The organism is Coleofasciculus sp. (assembly GCF_046539235.1).
Lineage (GTDB): Bacteria > Cyanobacteriota > Cyanobacteriia > Cyanobacteriales > Coleofasciculaceae > Coleofasciculus.
Genome location: NZ_JBKHHI010000119.1, coordinates 1 through 16,364, shown reverse-complemented (window position 1 = coordinate 16,364; position 16,364 = coordinate 1). Strand labels below are relative to the sequence as shown.

At 46.5% G+C, this 16,364-nt stretch carries 20 protein-coding genes; 10 read left to right on the top strand and 10 right to left on the bottom strand.

Annotated elements, in window-relative coordinates:
• Positions 1–66 precede the first annotated feature (66 nt).
• Both ACLFWI_RS13020 and ACLFWI_RS13015 read right to left on the bottom strand, forming a co-directional pair.
• Positions 67–675, bottom strand: coding sequence for a hypothetical protein (locus ACLFWI_RS13020; protein ID WP_446406178.1), 609 nt, complete (start codon positions 673–675; stop codon positions 67–69).
• A 59-nt stretch (positions 676–734) separates the two neighbouring features.
• Positions 735–1,196 carry a hypothetical protein gene (locus ACLFWI_RS13015; RefSeq protein ID WP_446413288.1) on the bottom strand — a complete coding sequence of 154 codons (462 nt, stop codon included), beginning with the start codon at positions 1,194–1,196 and terminating at the stop codon, positions 735–737.
• A 141-nt stretch (positions 1,197–1,337) separates the two neighbouring features.
• Here ACLFWI_RS13015 and ACLFWI_RS13010 point away from each other — a divergent pair, with 141 nt between their 5' ends.
• From ACLFWI_RS13010 to ACLFWI_RS12990, 5 genes are all read left to right on the top strand, one after another.
• The gene (locus ACLFWI_RS13010; protein WP_446374181.1) at positions 1,338–1,550 is read left to right on the top strand and encodes a helix-turn-helix domain-containing protein; all 213 of its coding nucleotides are present in this window, start codon (positions 1,338–1,340) and stop codon (positions 1,548–1,550) included.
• A gap of 209 nt (positions 1,551–1,759) precedes the next feature.
• Positions 1,760–1,972: a helix-turn-helix domain-containing protein gene (locus ACLFWI_RS13005; protein WP_446340786.1), complete on the top strand. Its 213-nt coding sequence runs from the start codon at positions 1,760–1,762 to the stop codon at positions 1,970–1,972.
• Between the two features lie 55 nt (positions 1,973–2,027).
• A complete protein-coding gene (locus ACLFWI_RS13000) occupies positions 2,028–2,264 on the top strand; it encodes an AbrB/MazE/SpoVT family DNA-binding domain-containing protein (protein WP_446413287.1) in 237 nt (78 codons plus the stop codon).
• A complete protein-coding gene (locus tag ACLFWI_RS12995) occupies positions 2,251–2,589 on the top strand; it encodes a type II toxin-antitoxin system PemK/MazF family toxin (protein ID WP_446413286.1) in 339 nt (112 codons plus the stop codon). The genes ACLFWI_RS13000 and ACLFWI_RS12995 overlap by 14 nt, the downstream gene beginning before the upstream one ends.
• The gene (locus tag ACLFWI_RS12990; RefSeq protein ID WP_446413285.1) at positions 2,526–2,915 is read left to right on the top strand and encodes a hypothetical protein; all 390 of its coding nucleotides are present in this window, start codon (positions 2,526–2,528) and stop codon (positions 2,913–2,915) included. Before ACLFWI_RS12995 ends, ACLFWI_RS12990 begins: the two co-directional genes overlap by 64 nt.
• A gap of 309 nt (positions 2,916–3,224) precedes the next feature.
• On the opposite strand, the gene ACLFWI_RS12985 is transcribed toward ACLFWI_RS12990, so the two are convergent.
• From ACLFWI_RS12985 to ACLFWI_RS12965, 5 genes are all read right to left on the bottom strand, one after another.
• Complete coding sequence (locus ACLFWI_RS12985) at positions 3,225–3,389, bottom strand: DUF3226 domain-containing protein (RefSeq protein WP_446413284.1); 165 nt, start codon at positions 3,387–3,389, stop codon at positions 3,225–3,227.
• A complete protein-coding gene (locus ACLFWI_RS12980; RefSeq protein WP_446413283.1) occupies positions 3,355–3,996 on the bottom strand; it encodes an AAA family ATPase in 642 nt (213 codons plus the stop codon). Before ACLFWI_RS12980 ends, ACLFWI_RS12985 begins: the two co-directional genes overlap by 35 nt.
• Before the next feature lie 197 nt (positions 3,997–4,193).
• Positions 4,194–4,487 carry a type II toxin-antitoxin system RelE/ParE family toxin gene (locus tag ACLFWI_RS12975; protein WP_446413282.1) on the bottom strand — a complete coding sequence of 98 codons (294 nt, stop codon included), beginning with the start codon at positions 4,485–4,487 and terminating at the stop codon, positions 4,194–4,196.
• A complete protein-coding gene (locus ACLFWI_RS12970) occupies positions 4,484–4,714 on the bottom strand; it encodes an addiction module protein (RefSeq protein WP_044211050.1) in 231 nt (76 codons plus the stop codon). The genes ACLFWI_RS12975 and ACLFWI_RS12970 overlap by 4 nt, the downstream gene beginning before the upstream one ends.
• A 106-nt stretch (positions 4,715–4,820) precedes the next feature.
• Complete coding sequence (locus ACLFWI_RS12965; protein WP_446413281.1) at positions 4,821–5,291, bottom strand: hypothetical protein; 471 nt, start codon at positions 5,289–5,291, stop codon at positions 4,821–4,823.
• Between the two features lie 121 nt (positions 5,292–5,412).
• Between ACLFWI_RS12965 and ACLFWI_RS12960 the strand changes: the two genes are divergently transcribed.
• A complete protein-coding gene (locus tag ACLFWI_RS12960) occupies positions 5,413–5,625 on the top strand; it encodes a helix-turn-helix domain-containing protein (RefSeq protein WP_446340786.1) in 213 nt (70 codons plus the stop codon).
• A gap of 210 nt (positions 5,626–5,835) precedes the next feature.
• The gene (locus tag ACLFWI_RS12955) at positions 5,836–6,048 is read left to right on the top strand and encodes a helix-turn-helix domain-containing protein (protein WP_446342930.1); all 213 of its coding nucleotides are present in this window, start codon (positions 5,836–5,838) and stop codon (positions 6,046–6,048) included.
• A 69-nt stretch (positions 6,049–6,117) separates the two neighbouring features.
• Here ACLFWI_RS12955 and ACLFWI_RS12950 read toward each other — a convergent pair whose 3' ends face one another.
• From ACLFWI_RS12950 to psaA, 3 genes are all read right to left on the bottom strand, one after another.
• Positions 6,118–6,441 (bottom strand): hypothetical protein, encoded by a 324-nt coding sequence (locus tag ACLFWI_RS12950; protein ID WP_446413280.1) that lies wholly within the window; start codon positions 6,439–6,441, stop codon positions 6,118–6,120.
• 270 nt (positions 6,442–6,711) lie between these two features.
• The gene (psaB, locus tag ACLFWI_RS12945; RefSeq protein WP_446413279.1) at positions 6,712–8,940 is read right to left on the bottom strand and encodes a photosystem I core protein PsaB; all 2,229 of its coding nucleotides are present in this window, start codon (positions 8,938–8,940) and stop codon (positions 6,712–6,714) included.
• A 155-nt stretch (positions 8,941–9,095) separates the two neighbouring features.
• Positions 9,096–11,351: a photosystem I core protein PsaA gene (gene psaA / locus ACLFWI_RS12940; RefSeq protein ID WP_446397409.1), complete on the bottom strand. Its 2,256-nt coding sequence runs from the start codon at positions 11,349–11,351 to the stop codon at positions 9,096–9,098.
• 427 nt (positions 11,352–11,778) lie between these two features.
• Between psaA and ACLFWI_RS12935 the strand changes: the two genes are divergently transcribed.
• From ACLFWI_RS12935 to ACLFWI_RS12925, 3 genes are all read left to right on the top strand, one after another.
• The gene (locus ACLFWI_RS12935) at positions 11,779–13,884 is read left to right on the top strand and encodes a hypothetical protein (RefSeq protein WP_446413278.1); all 2,106 of its coding nucleotides are present in this window, start codon (positions 11,779–11,781) and stop codon (positions 13,882–13,884) included.
• A 282-nt stretch (positions 13,885–14,166) separates the two neighbouring features.
• The gene (locus ACLFWI_RS12930; RefSeq protein ID WP_446413277.1) at positions 14,167–15,657 is read left to right on the top strand and encodes a thioredoxin-like domain-containing protein; all 1,491 of its coding nucleotides are present in this window, start codon (positions 14,167–14,169) and stop codon (positions 15,655–15,657) included.
• A gap of 60 nt (positions 15,658–15,717) precedes the next feature.
• The gene (locus tag ACLFWI_RS12925) at positions 15,718–16,188 is read left to right on the top strand and encodes a helix-turn-helix domain-containing protein (RefSeq protein WP_446413276.1); all 471 of its coding nucleotides are present in this window, start codon (positions 15,718–15,720) and stop codon (positions 16,186–16,188) included.
• Positions 16,189–16,364: the final 176 nt, after the last annotated feature.

Genomic DNA, 16,364 nt, shown 5'->3' with positions numbered 1-16,364 from the left:
GTCCGGTTGTGTTGAGAGTTTATCCTACCTGTTAGGTATTGGGACAAAAACCTATATTATATGCACCTAACTCAAACTTATACCAAACAAAGTAGAAAGCACCCAATTCAGATCGCTAGGAATGGCGTATGTGTTGATATCTTTGTGAATTATTTTTTCTTGACGCTGAAAAATACCAAATTTCCAGGTGTCTCCTGTTGTCACCGTGCCATAGAGTATCGGAACAGTTGAATCTGTCCATTGATCGAGGGCTATTAATTCTACCGCTAACTGAGTAAAACCTCTGGCTAAATCAGCATTTTTCGCTTCAATCACTAATAAATTTTGTTCAGTAGAAATGAAATAATCAAAACTGCCTTTGAGCCAGTTACTCACCCGCACAGGATATTCAATTTTGAGGGGAACTTGAATGAATTTACAAATCGTCTTTAGAATCGGAAAAATCAAGGCTTCACGTCTAGCCATCTCGGAAACCGGATCGACCAACGTGAGATTTTCTTGCAGTTCTATTCTCAGGGGTTCTGGATCGATTGGCAACTGCTGTGGGAGTTGGAGTGAGCTATTTTTGAGGGTGACACCGAATTCAGCTAGGATATCAGCAGTATCGTAGGCTAATTGGGCATATTTACTGAACGTATAGCTCTCGGATGGGTCAAGAATCCTAGCTTTGCTCATAATGATGACTGATCGCCAACGCTAAATCAAATCAATGATGCTAACCATAATAGCAGTCCTCAACCCCAATATTGTTCTAGCTGGTAGGCTTGGCGCAGGTGTTGTAAGGCGGCTGTTGAGAGCAATCCTTTTACCAGAGCAACAAATTTTCCCCACGCTAGCAATTGCGACTCACTTTTGGCTCGGTTGAACTGATATCTATAGAATGTTGTCCAAAACTCTGGCGCAATTTGAGACTTCCAGCGCTTGCGCCAGCGCACCATGTCTTGATGGGTGGGGGGTTCGGCTTCCAGGATGGGTGGAAAGTCGGCATAGCTGACGAAACGGCTCAACCCTTTACCATGAACGTAAACGATATGTTGCCAGCATTCGATGCGATAAATCTCGTCAGGAGAGCGGTTAAACAGCAAGGCGACTGTCTCGACTGTGACAAATCGTGCCAAGGGGTGAGGGGTGGAGGATTTGTAATTTAGTTTTGAGGCTTCAAAAGTGGGCGTTTTTGTGGTATGTGTTGATAACATAGTAATTGATTCCCATGCAATGGTAAGTCATTCCCTTGTAGTGGGGTGGAAAGGGCGATCGCTCCGCAGTTTTCCAGGCTAGAGGGCGATCGCTTTTTCCGGTAAACTTATTAAATGACGGTATGCAACCACTTGTCAAGTATGGGGCGAGTCAGGCTTAGAGTTCGAGAATTTTCACAAGAGAAAGGTTGGACACTCAAGGAAGTATCTGAGCGTTCCGGCGTCATTTACAGCACCGTGAGGCATTATGCTCGTTGTCCGGGAATGTCAAAGATTGACTTTATTTCTGTCCAGAAGCTAGCTCGAACCTTTGATGTGATGGTTGAGGATATGGTTGAGATTGTGGAAGAGTAGCGGCTTAACTCTCCCCAAGCTAGCAATTGTGATTCAGTGGTGGATCGGTTGACAAGGATGGGTGTTTTTGTGGTAGGTGTTGATAACATAGAAAATACCTCCCATTTCATGGGGTGGAAATGGCGATCGCTCCGCAGTTTTCCGGGCTAGAGGGCGATCGCTTTTTCAGATTCTCTCATTAAACGATGCAACTGCATCACTTGTCAAGGATGGGGTTAGTTAGGCTAAAGATTCGAGAACTCGCCCAAGAGAAGGGATGGACGTTGAAAGAAGTGTCTGACCGTTCTGGAGTCATTTACAGTACGGTGAGAAGTTATGCCCGTCGTCCTGGAATGTCAATGGTCGATTATACTGCCCTCTATAAGTTGGCTCGAACCTTTGATGTGATGATTGAGGACTTGGTTGAGATTTTGGAGGAGTAGAGACAAGCCAAGCGTAATAATTAAAAAAACGCCATAACAAGTCAAGGACGTTAAGATGACGAATCGTAAGTTAACCTTAGAAATTTCTGAATCACTCTTTGGGCAACTCAAGCAACTGGCTGAATTGACTGAAGAACCTATTGAATCCCTGGCGATACAGATTATTGCCAGTAGCCTGCTGCGTCGGCGTGAAAAAGAGCGTCGTTTGAATGAACGATTAGAACCCATTACTCGTGATACTCTACACGGTGAAATTGATTTAGGAGAACCTGTGGGTCGTGAGGTCTGGTGATTCTAATGTGTATGTCCCACAACGCGGGGATATTATTTGGCTCAATTTTTCTCCTCAAACTGGACGTGAACAAGCGGGTCGTCGTCCGGCACTGGTTATCTCACCGATTAGATACAATCGCCGAGTAGGATTAGCGTTAGTGTGTCCGATTACAACCAAAGTCAAAGGATACACGTTTGAAGTACCGATTCCAGAGGGGTTGCCAAGGCTTAATAGGATTATTGAATTTGACTTTAATCTTGGAGAAATTAAAGTCAAATTGTGTACGATTGGATGCGCTCGCTTCCTGCATCCGAACTCAAACTGCTTCAAAGTGCCGATTTGAGCAACTCAGACGCCACAGCTACCCCAGACGCCAGTGCAGATCCAAACGTTTTAGCAGAACCTCCCGAACAATTACTCTATGAGAATTTAAAGCAAAAATCTCATCCCAAATCCCTGCTTAACCAACTGCAATTTATGATCAAACCTCAGCTACGTCAAGAGTGGGAAACGTACATCACTCAGCAAGCTGCGATCGCGGGTTACAAAACCTTAGTCCCGGCAAATCTGGAAAACGCCTCAAACTTAGCCGTTGCCAACCTCTATTGGTATTTCCAAGTCAGAGATAAATCAGAAGAAGAGACAGAAAAAAGTATCAAGAATACGTGACATTTGTCATGCGTAATTAACGCTTGATTTGCCACATTTATTCTGAAGCATCCGCTAACTCAAATAGACGTTTTAACCATTCAACAAACTTGTTCGCGATTTCAGCATTATCACTCATACCAAGTTGCGTTCTATCATGTCATTCTGAGCGAAGCGTGAAGCGAAGCTATAGCGAGGAACGAGCTTTAGAATCTGGACAGATGCTTCGCGTCACTCCGTTTCACTGCGTTTTGCTCAGCATGACAGATTCTACCTTAGACTGCAACTTGGTATCAGTACCTGTGCAGTAATTGCTTGTCCCATTGGCATTCACGGTGTTTCTTGCCAAGCTAACCACGTATTAATTAAGGCTTTGGGATGATGAATTGGCGTGTAACGATTCAATTTCAACTGTTCAATTTCTTGCACAATCGCCTCGGCTTTTGGACGCAAACTATCATCAGTCGGAATTAGATGGTGTGAGAGTAATATCATTCCATATAGCAGATATGTCCAGGTTGCTTAAATTATTACTTGGAACAAACCAACTTTTATTCAAGAATTTATGTTCTGGTTTTGATGAACCAGAATATTGATTGGTAAATCCAGGGAATGTCAGCCATCTAGCTTCTATTAAATCATCAGAATATACAGGAACATAATATGTTTCTTCTTGTGAGTTTAATCGAATAACCAATTCAAATGGAGTTATAATTTGAGTTTGACTGCGAAGTTGAGGTGTCTCTAGTTTTTGTCTAATGATTTCAACTTGTAAATTATGATCTTGGGTTGAACTAAAACTGATTGTTGAATTTAAGCTCGGTGCATGACCATAAAATAGATGGCTAATTTGATAGTAAAACTGAGGGTGGGGGGGGTCACTGGGCAGGCTAAAGCTGGAGCGTTCAACCAGTTCACCTCGGTTATGGAGTAAATAGGCTAAACGTTGAGGATTGCCTTGATTAACGAATAGATACACAGCTTCCAATAATGTGGTTTTTCCACAATTATTCATACCCACGAGTAAATTGACTCGCGCTAACCCATCGATATGAAAGTTATTGAAGCAGCGATAGTTTTGTATAGTGAGATCACGTAACATAAACTTTTAGCTAAAGGAGCAGTGATTATTTCTTATCTTAGAGGCTAATCGTCACTGTGGTCATAGCTGGGTGATGATCAGCGATCGCACCTTGAGCGATCATCGTCTATTGTTTTAGCTAGTAGGCTTGTCCCATTGGCATTCCTGGCGTTTCTTGCCAAGCTAACCACGTAATTAAAACACACGTTATTAACTACTTACGATTTCTCTAATACTGGGGGAAAGCGCTTGTGATGCGCTAATGCCAAAATCCGAATTTGGTTGTTTTCCAGGAGGCGATAGAGTAGAAAGTAAGGAAATTTGGGCAGGATGAGACGACGAATAGAACCTCGAACTCTTGAACCCGCTTCTGGATAAATTCTGAGGAGATTAACTGTATTTTCGACGTCTTCTAAATACTCCAAGCCAAGTCCCGGTTGTTGCGCTTCGTAATAGGCTATGGCATCGGTTAACTCCTGACTGAAGAGTGGATGAAATATAACCGTTTTCATTGCCAGGACGCACGAATCTGTTGAAACACGTCCTCAGCCGGAATACCAGTGACTTGACCATCGTCTATTTCGCGATCGCGTGCTTCAGCTTCTTGAGTCCAAACACGTTCAACATCCTGGTCAATTTCACTGAGTTGACTCAAATGTTCCAGAAGTCGCGCCAGCAATGCAACTAGAGAGTCTTTAGGCAGAGCAAGGACTTCAGCTTCAAGCTGTTTGAGGGTCATAGGAGTTTTAGCTCAAGATGGGCAACTATCCTGATCATAATCATATCTTGCGATCGCACGTTGATCTGTCATCGTCTTGTTGCCTTGGTTAAGCCAGATTCAGTCGTCAAAAGTGACGCCACCAATATTGTTCTAACTGATAGGCTTGGCGCAGGTGTTGTAAGGCAGCTGTTGATAGCAATCCTTTCAACAGAGCAATAAATTGTCCCCACGCTAGCAATTGTGACTCACTCTTGGCTCGGTTGAACTGATATCTATAGAATATTGTCCAAAATTCAGGAGCAATTCGGGATTTCCAGCGCTTGCGCCAACGCACCATGTCTTGATGGGTGGGAGGTTCAGCTTCCAGGATGGGCGGAAAGTCGGCATAGCTGACAAATCGGCTCAACCCTTTACCATGAACATAAACGATATGTTGCCAGCATTCGATGCGATAAATCTCGTCAGGAGAGCGGTTAAACAGCAAGGCGACTGTCTCGACGGTGACAAATCGTGCCAAGGGGTGATGGGTGGAGGATTTGTAATTGAGTTTTGAGGCTTCAAAGGTGGGCGTTTTTGTGGTATTTGTTGATAACATAGAAATTACTTCCCATTTAATTGGGACATTGGCGCGATCGCTCTTAAGTTTGCGAGACAGAAAGAGCGATCGCTTTTTCCGATTCTCTCATTAAACGATGCAACTGCATCACTTGTCAAGGATGGGGTTAGTTAGGCTAAAGATTCGAGAACTCGCCCAAGAGAAGGGATGGACGTTGAAAGAAGTGTCTGACCGTTCTGGAGTCATTTACAGTACGGTGAGAAGTTATGCCCGTCGTCCTGGAATGTCAATGGTCGATTATACTGCCCTCTATAAGTTGGCTCGAACCTTTGATGTGATGATTGAGGACTTGGTTGAGATTTTGGAGGAGTAGTGGCTCAACTTTCCCCAAGCTAGCAATCGTGATTCAGTTGTAGATCCGTTGACAAGGATGGGCGTTTTTGGGATAAGTGTTGATAACATAAAAGATACTTCCCATGTAATGGGGTGGAAAGGGCGATCGCTCTTAGGTTTGCTAGACTCAGGGAGCGATCGCTTTATATATCAGAATTATCATAAGGTGTAATTGCACCGATAGTCAAGTATGGGTTTAGTCAGGCTGAAAATTCGTGAATTGGCGGCGGAGAAAGGCTGGACGCTCAAGGAGGTTGCTGATCGTTCTGGCGTGATGTACAACACGGTCAAAAGCTATGCTCGCCGTTCCGAGTTGTCAATGGTAGACTTTACTGCGATTTATAAGTTGGCTCGAACCTTTGATGTGATGATTGAGGATGTGGTTGAGATTTTAGAGGAGTAGAGGCGATACACTTCCGTTGAACACTACTAGCGTTAAACTGCCTTGGGTTTAACATTTATTCAGCAACCCCTATTTACAATTTATGGAATTCAACAATGATTTGACTTTTTTAGCATCTCGTATCATACCTAGCTCGATAAAATAATTATGTGCTTTGTTTGCATATTCTCGTGCTTTATCAAAATTAACTCTAGCCTTTTCTAACTTAGCAAAAGAAGCCAAATAATAGGCTGTTCTACGTTTGTCTTTAGCGCTGCAATATCTTCCCAAGTTAGAAGACTTCATCCTCCAATTGCTAACAGAATTGCAACAAGAAACAGTTTTTTTGGTAATTGACGATACAGCTTCACTAATAGAGAAGAGGAAAACCGATAATTTCAACTTTGAAGCCATAGCTGCATAGAATGATGGATATAACTTCTCCCTGGTGTAAGTGCAACCCCATCTGGGTTAGCTAGATCCTTTATAGCAATAGACACATCGATTAGGAAGTTCGGCACCATTGTTCCAGACGCGCCATGGCGGTTGCTATATAAGTCCGCGTAGGCGGACTTTGTTTGTGTAGCCGTGACTTCCAGTCGCTGGGGTAAAAAAGGGCTTAAACGAAAAATCCCCCACCCGAAGGCAGGGGATTTATTTAATTACCTAAAAAGCTTCAGTTCGCTAACCGAACTTACCCGCAGTCGAGGCAATCACAAACGCCGCGTAGGTCAATATATACCCCACCGTAAAGTGAGCTAAACCAACCACACGAGCTTGAACGATGGACAGAGCAACCGGCTTGTCCTTCCAACGAACTAGGTTCGCCAGAGGTGTGCGCTCGTGCGCCCAAACCAACGTTTCAATCAGTTCTTGCCAGTAACCACGCCAGCTAATCAGGAACATGAAGCCAGTCGCCCAGATCAGGTGTCCTAAGAGGAACATCCAAGCCCAAACCGACAGGTTATTGGTTCCAAACGGGTTGTACCCGTTGATTAGCTGAGAGGAGTTCAGCCAGAGGTAGTCGCGTAGCCAACCCATCAGATAGGTTGAGTTCTGATTAAATGTGGCTACGTTGCCTTGCCAGATGCCCAGATGCTTCCAGTGCCAGTAGAAGGTTACCCAACCAATGGTATTCAGCATCCAGAACATGGCTAGATAGAAAGCGTCCCAAGCGGAGATATCGCAAGTGCCGCCACGACCGGGACCGTCGCAGGGGAAGCTGTAGCCGAAGTCTTTTTTATCGGGCATCAGCTTAGAACCACGGGCATCCAACGCACCTTTGACCAGAATCAAAGTGGTGGTATGCAGACCGAGTGCGATCGCGTGGTGAACTAAGAAGTCACCAGGACCAATGGTCAGGAACAGGGAGTTACCGCCATCGTTAATCGCATCTAACCAACCGGGTAACCAAACGTTCCCGTAGTTGGGCCAAGCCGTAGTCGCAATGCTATCAGGATTAGATAGCAGTGTATCGAATCCATAGAGCAGCTTACCGTGAGCCGCTTGAATCCATTGAGCGAAAACTGGCTCAATTAGAATTTGCTTTTCAGGAGTTCCAAATGCCACAACGACATCGTTGTGAACATATAGACCTAAGGTGTGAAATCCGAGGAACAAGGAAACCCAGCTCAAGTGAGAGATAATTGCTTCCTTGTGATCCAATACCCGTGCCAACACATTGTTCTTATTCGCTTCGGGGTCGTAGTCCCGCACCAGGAAAATTGCTCCGTGGGCGAATGCACCAACCATTAAGAAGCCCGCAATATATTGGTGGTGAGTATACAACGCTGCCTGCGTGGTATAATCCCGCGCCATAAATGCATAAGGCGGCAAGGAATACATGTGTTGCGCCACCAGCGAGGTAACTACACCTAAGCAAGCCAAGTGCCAACCTAACTGGAAGTGCAGCGAGTTGTTATAGGTGTCGTAGATTCCTTTGTGACCTTCACCCAAAATGCCACCAAACGGGGTTCCCGGTGGGGGATTGTGCGCTGCCATGATGTCTTTCATGCTGTGACCTATACCGAAGTTTGTCCGGTACATGTGACCCGCAATGATAAACAGAACAGCGATCGCCAGGTGGTGGTGAGCAATGTCAGTCAGCCACAGGGATTCAGTCTGAGGATGGAACCCACCTAAGAAGGTAAGAATCGCAGAGCCAGCACCTTCGGACGTACCAAAGATATGGTTTGCTGTATCTGGATTCTGGGCATAAACCCCCCAGTTTCCTGTGAAAAACGGAGCTAAACCCGCAGGGTGTGGCTTGACGGACAGGAAGTTATCCCAGCCAACATGCTGTCCCCGGGCTTCGGGAATCGCCACGTGAACCAGGTGACCTGTCCAAGCTAAGGAACTCACCCCAAACAAACCCGCTAAGTGGTGGTTTAGGCGAGACTCAGCATTTTTAAACCAAGCCAAGCTGGGACGGAACTTGGGTTGTAAGTGCAGCCAACCTGCAAACAGGAAGACGGCAGATAGCACCAGGAGGAACAATGCCCCTTGATACAGATCCCCATTTGTCCGCATCCCCACGGTGTACCACCAGTGATACACCCCAGAGTAAGCAATATCAACAGGGTTAGACGCACCGGCTTGAGTAAACGCATCAACAGCCGGTTGACCGAATTGAGGGTCCCAAATCGCGTGCGCGATCGGACGGACGTTGAGCGGATCTTTGATCCACTGTTCAAAGTTGCCTTGCCAGGCGACGTGGAACAGACTGCCAGAGGTCCACAGGAAAATGATTGCCAGATGACCGAAGTGAGATGCGAAAATCTTCTGATAAAGATTTTCCTCAGTCATGCCATCATGGCTCTCAAAGTCATGGGCGGTGGCAATTCCGTACCAGATTCGACGTGTTGTCGGATCTTGAGCGAGATCCTGGCTAAATTTCGGAAATTTTGTTGCCATCTGTCTTTCTTTAGGAAATCCTACAGAGACTTATGCTTTTGCTGCTCGTTTTCTGTCTTTGGTGACCCCCTGGAACCGAAGTTCCAGTTTGGGATGGGGTCGAGACAGGCAAGACCTTCTGTCCTGCTTTATAGTGGTTTCGATTCAAACAGCCGTCATCCGACTGCTAGGATTCGTGCCAGGAAGAATGCCCAAGTGGTGACAATTCCTCCTAGGAGGTAGTGAGCTACCCCCACAGCCCGACCTTGGACAATGCTCAGAGCGCGAGGCTGAATAGCTGGAGCCACTTTTAGTTTATTATGCGCCCAAACGATGGATTCGATCAGCTCTTGCCAGTAGCCGCGACCACTGAACAGGAACATCAAGCTGAATGCCCAGACAAAGTGAGCGCCTAAGAACAGGATGCCATAAGCTGACAACGCTGTGCCGTAGGAGTTGATCACCTGAGATGCTTGCGCCCAGAGGAAGTCACGCAACCAACCGTTAATCGTAATTGCACCTGCGGCAAAGTTACCGCCCGTGATGTGAGACACGGTACCATCGGACGCCACCGTTCCCCAAACATCGGACTGCATCTTCCAGCTAAAGTGGAAAATTACAATCGAGATGCAGTTATACATCCAGAACAGACCGAGGAATACGTGATCCCAAGCTGATACTTGGCAAGTACCACCCCGACCTGGACCATCACAGGGGAAGCGGAAACCCAGGGATGATTTGTCCGGAATCAAACGAGAGTTCCGGGCATATAGCACACCTTTGAGCAGAATCAGTGCGGTGACATGAATCTGGAAGGCGTGAATATGGTGGATTAAGAAATCCGCCGTTCCCAAGGTGATCGGCATCATTGCCACTTTGCCACCGACCGCGACCATGCCACCGCCAAAGGCGTAGCTGACTGGTTCTAGGGCATTAGGAGCGGTTCCGCCGGGAGCCAGGGTATGCAAATGCTGCACCCACTGAGCAAAGATCGGTTGGAGTTGAATCCCCGTATCCGAGAACATATCTTGAGGACGACCAAAAGCCCGCATCGTGTCGTTGTGAACGTACAGACCGAAACTATGGAAGCCCAGGAAGATACAAACCCAGTTCAGGTGAGAAATAATCGCATCCCGGTGACGAAGTACCCGATCTAACAGGTTATCCACATGAATATTCGGATCGTAGTCCCGCACCATGAAGATCGCTGCGTGAGCAGCACCCCCAACGATACAGAAGGCACCAATCCACATGTGGTGGGTAAAGATGGACAATTGCGTTCCATAATCGGTGGCTAAGTACGGATACGGAGGCATCGCGTACATGTGATGCGCCACGATAATGGTCAGCGAACCGAGCAGCGCTAAGTTCCAGGACAGTTGAGCATGCCAGGAGGTGGTGAAGATCTCATACATCCCTTTGTGACCTTGACCGGTAAAGGGACCTTTATGAGCTTCTAGAACTTCCTTAAAGCTATGACCAATTCCCCAGTTCGTCCGGTAGAAGTGACCCGCGATGATAAACAGAACCGCGATCGCTAAGTGGTGATGCGCGGTGTCTGAGAGCCACAATCCACCTGTGGTTGGGTTTAACCCACCTTTAAACGTGAGGAAGTCAGCATACGCCCCCCAGTTCAGGGTGAAGAACGGCTTCAACCCTTGCTCGAAACTGGGATATAACTCTGCCATCAAGCTCTTGTTCAAGATGAACTCGTGGGGGAGAGGAATATCCTCAGGAGCTACCCCAGCATCCAGTAGCTTGTTGATCGGCAGAGAGACGTGAATCTGGTGACCCGCCCAACCTAATGATCCACAACCTAACAATCCAGCTAAGTGGTGGTTCATCATGGACTCTACATTCTGGAACCATTCCAACTTGGGCGCCCGCTTGTGGTAGTGGAACCAGCCAGCAAACAGCATCAGGGCTGCCATGACTAGACCACCAATGGCGGTGCAGTAGAGTTGGAATTCGTTAGTGATTCCAGATGCACGCCAGATTTGGAAGAATCCTGACGTGATTTGAATGCCGTGGAACCCGCCACCGACATCCGCATTTAAAATGTCTTGACCCACGATGGGCCAAACGACTTGAGCACTTGGCTTGATATTGATTGGATCAGTCAGCCAAGCTTCGTAGTTGGAAAACCGAGCGCCATGGAAATACATGCCGCTCAACCAGACAAAAATAACCGCTAGGTGACCGAAGTGAGCGCTAAAGATTTTGCGCGATACATCTTCTAGGTCACTGGTATGACTATCGAAATCATGAGCGTTCGCGTGTAGGTTCCAAATCCAAGTGGTGGTTTTTGGTCCCTTGGCTAAGGTACGGTCGAAATGTCCCGGTTTAGACCACTTCTCAAATGAAGTAGGAACGGGATCTTTATCAACTGTTACCTTTGCCTTCGTGTCCCGCTCAGGAGGGCTGATTGTCATCAGGAGTCTCCTCTCTATACAAGGAACGAGAAATATCCAAAAGGAAGTTTGCTTTTTTATCAATTTAGCGGAAAGTACCGCTTTTGGCGTAACTTTCCTGGAAAAACGATATCCCCTTTGAAATCTAGGGGATAACTCTTTTGTTGATGATAGGTCTTGCTGGAGGAAGTATTGGGCTGTACTTAACAAAAATTCAAATTTCAGCAAATCAAGGTCTACTTTGGGTTTTGATTTGAGTAAACTCCCAAAAAAGTCAAGAGTGTGACCGATAAAATTTACAAAACTAAACAATAGACTGGTTTAATCTCAGATTGGTCATTCGTCCTTCGTCATTCGTCCTTCGTTATCTCCCCCATCCATCATGTAGAGGAGGAGCCATTGTTCGCTATAGTTCCTAATGAGCAGAATTAGTTGAGGAGATGGTGTGTTGGCTAGGAATCTCTGGTGGAAAACAGTAAGAGCAATTTGTTCAGTCGTGCTGGTGGTAGTGCTGATGGCGGGACTGGTAGCCTGTGGCGAAGGCACCGAAACCTTACCCCCCCCAGAAGAGGAAGCCCCACCGCCAACCGAACCAGTGGCACAACTCTCAGAAGTCGCCCCACCCCCAGTGATTCAGCAACTGAACCGCAGCTTAGAAAGCTATCAGCCTCAAGTCACCATCTTGAGTCCGACTCCCGATCAGATTCTCCAAGACACCACCGTCTCCGTAAAATTCCAGGTACAGGACTTACCCCTGTTCAAAAACCCAGAATTAAACATGGGTCCTCATCTCAACGTAATTCTTGACAATCAGTCTCATATTCCGGTTTACAACGTCGATAAATCTCTAATCCTGGAAGACTTATCCCCCGGAACCCACACCCTACGAGTTTTCGCCGCTCGTCCTTGGCATGAAAGCTTTAAAAATGAAGGAGCCTACGCTCAAACCACATTTCACGTATTTACCAAAACTGACGATAATAATCCGGTAGCCAACCTACCGCTTTTAACCTACAACCATCCCCTAGGCAGCTATGGTACTGAGCCTATTCTGCTCGACTTCTACCTGACGAATGCCCCACTCCATCTCGTTGCCCAGGAAAACCCAGAAGACGAGATTGTCGATTGGCAAATTCGCGTCACCATCAATGGTGAAAGTTTTACCCTTGATCGCTGGCAGTCTGTTTATCTCAACGGCTTTAAACCCGGTAAAAACTGGGTGCAGCTAGAGTTTCTGGATGAGCAAGGAAATCCAGTTAAAAACGCCTACAATAACACAGCGCGGCTAATTCGTTATCAGCCAGGGGGCAATGATACCTTATCCCAGTTAATGCGGAACGAACTCTCTACTGAAGTTGCCCGTAGCATTATCGATCCCAACTATAAAGTTCAAGCCGCACCAACACCCGCTCCAGAAGTCACCCCCACGCCTACACCTTCACCCACTCCATCGCCAACGGTAGAGGTAGAACCCACACCAACACCACCTCTCCCTCCTGATGCTGAAGAAGAAATCCCAACGGCTGAATCAGAGATACCCGAACAAATTCCCGCTCCTGAATCCGAGACACCTGTCGAAGAAATCCCAACGGCTGAATCAGAGATACCCAAACAAATTCCCGCTCCTGAACCTGAGATACCTGTTGAAGAAAAATCAATACCTGAAACCAAAACAGGGGAAGACTCTCCCACAGTCGTAGAACCTGCTACGCCCGATGAAACCTTTCCCTCAGCCACAGAATTGGAAACTCCTGAAGCCAAACCCACAGAAAAATCCCCAACCCGTGGCTTTTTCAATCGCTTCTATCAAACCATCCGGGAACGATTCCAAAAACCCCAAGTGTCTCCTACCCCATCCACTGAACAACCAGAAGAACTAGAAACACCGTCACCTGAACCTGAAGTTTTGCCAGAGGAAACCGAGTCGCCGCCAGAACCGCAAGTGGAGACAGAACCCGTAACTCCACCTGTGGATAAAACCCAAACATTTCCAGAGGAACCGCAAGCGGAGACAGAACCTGTAACTCCAGCCCCAGAAACTCCTGAGGAAGCCTCGGATATCGTGACTGAGCCAACCAAATCGCAGCCAAAACCCAAAGCATCTACACCCCTCGATAAAACTCAAACATCCCCAGAGGAACTGCAAGTGGAGATAGAACCTGTAACTCCAGCCCCAGAAACTCCTGAGGAAGCCTCGGATATCGTGACTGAGCCAACCAAATCGCAGCCAAAACCCGAAGTATCTACACCCTTGGATAAAACTCAAACATCCCCAGAGGAAACGCAAGCAGAGACAGAACCCGTAACTCCAGCCCCAAAAACTTCCCCACAGCCATCTGAAGTGATTCCAGAGGACAAGGAATCGAACCCAGAGACAACCCAAACTGTCCCAGAAGAGGGTACAGAAAAATCAGTAACTCCCGATGAATCGTTACCCCCGGAACCCCCTTCATCGGAGGAGGATACCCCCATTCCCTCGCCAACACCGACAATTAAACCTGTGATTCCTGACGCTGACTTGCCACCAACCCTACCCGAACTGATTGAAAAATAATGCGAATACTAGCTCCCGCATATTCTGGCTTCCCCCCATAACAAAAAGCTTCCGCATCCGCTGTCATCCCCCCTGCGAGGGGGGAATGAGGGGGGCTTACAGGTGTAGGTTTTTTATTTTAGGGTGGGGCGGGTTTAGTCATATCTGGGTACAACCGAAAAGATAGTTGTGAAACCCGCCCCTACACACTCAACATGGGAAAACAGTATTACGCTGAACGTTAGGTTAGGATCTGAGCAATAAACAATTAACAATGAACAATCAACAATCACCGAGAATCCCATGACACCACGGGTTCGAGCGCCAGAACTTCCCCAAGACGGCATCTGGTTAAATACCAATCACCCGCTTTCCCTGACGAGTTTAAAAGGGCGAGTGGTGATTCTCGACTTTTGGACGTACTGCTGTATTAACTGTCTCCATGTTCTGCCAGACTTAAACTATTTAGAACAAAAATATAAAGATAGTCTGATTGTGATTGGTATTCACTCGGCTAAATTTGATAACGAAAAAGACGCGGAAAATATTCGTCAGGCAATTCTTCGCTACGATGTCGAGCATCCCATTGTTGTAGACTATACTTTTAATCTATGGCAGCAATATGCAGTTCGGGCGTGGCCTACGTTAGTCGTGATTGACCCTGAAGGTTATGTGATTAGAGATGTAGCGGGAGAAGGGAATCGAGAGGTTCTCAATCAACTTATAGGGGAACTGATTCAGAAACACCAGCAAAAAGGCACAATGACAATGGAGCCACTTCATTTCACATTGGAAAAACAGCAACATCCCCTCACCAATCCCTTGGCATTTCCCGGTAAAGTCCTGGCTGATGAATTTAGCGATCGCCTATTTATTGCCGACTCGGGTCATCATCGGATTGTGGTAAGTACGTTGGCAGGTGAAGTATTAAATATTATTGGTACAGGTGAACCGGGATTGACCGATGGAACTTTTGCCGAAGCCCAATTTTTTGCACCTCAAGGTATCACACTAGATCCCAAAAATCAACGTCTTTACGTGGCGGATACAGAAAATCATTGCTTGCGATGCATTCATCTAGAAACTGAGCAAGTTGAAACCATTGCGGGTACTGGAGAGCAAAGTCGCCAGCTTCAACCCCATAGTGGTTTAGGGTTACAGACGGCGTTAAATTCACCTTGGGATATTGAAAAAATTGATAATCGCCTGTTGATTGCGATGGCGGGTTCCCATCAAATCTGGGAAATGCAGCTTGAAACGGGTGAGATTGGCACATACACGGGGACAGGTGCAGAAGCCTGCTTAGATGGGTCACTCCATGAAGCCGCCTTTGCTCAACCCAGTGGGATTACTACTGATGGTCGAGAACTCTACGTTGCTGATAGTGAGGTGAGTTCGATTCGGGGAGTGGGTCTAATTCATAATTTACCTGTGCGGACAATTTGTGGCAGTGGTGAACTGTTTGAATTTGGCGATCGCGATGGTCAAAAGTTAGAGGTGCGACTCCAGCACTGTTTAGGCGTGGAATATACCCAAAATTACCTCTGGGTAGCGGATACTTATAATCACAAAATTAAGCGCGTCGATCCGAGTACGGGTAGCTGTCAAACCTTGTTAGGGAACGGAAAAGCGGGACACCGCGACGGTCAGAGTCATGAAGCGGAGTTTGCCGAACCTTCTGGAGTCAGTGCGATCGCGGCTCGTCTCTATATCGCTGATACGAATAATCATGTCATCCGTTGCGTTGATTTGGGTACGTTAGAAGTGACCACTTTAAATTTGAGCGGGTATTAGGGCTGTTGCCTTTTCACTTAACTTTTTGTTCACCATTTATCTAGGATTACTGTATAGATAATGACACTCTCTACGGAAAAAAACTCCCTCACCATTCCACCAACTGAAGCAGAAGCGAATATTGCTCAAGCGAGTTATCAACTATTAGTATCTTATGTTCAAAACAACGGAAAACCTATCACTATTCAAGTGATGCAAGAAGACGCTACAAGCGAGACTGTGACGATTCCCGCCGCCGCCTTTCATCTGTTAGTTGAGACTTTGACACAGATGAGTCAAGGACATGCAGTCAAGATAACTGCTATTAGAAAAGAACTGGAACTCTATGAGGCGGCTGATATTCTAGGTGTTTCTCGCACTCAGGTTTTAAGCTTGCTGAAATCAGGAGAAATTCCTTACTGGAGAGAGGGAACAGTCTATCGGATGCGTTATCAAGATGTTATGGACTATAAAAATCGCAATGATGCCGAAGGAATAAAAGTCCTAAATGAGCTTGCGGCACAAGCACAAGAACTCAATATGGGATATTGATACATGGCGAAGTTAACCGTTGTGTATGATGTGAGGAAATTTAGTTTTCTTCACTTGGAGGCTGTTGAGTTTTGACATACTGTTTAACCCTAGGCGCATGTCCTCATCGGTGAAGACTTTACACTGCTAAAAGATTGCAATTTGCGTCGAGAGGGATTAAATTGCAAACTTAAGAT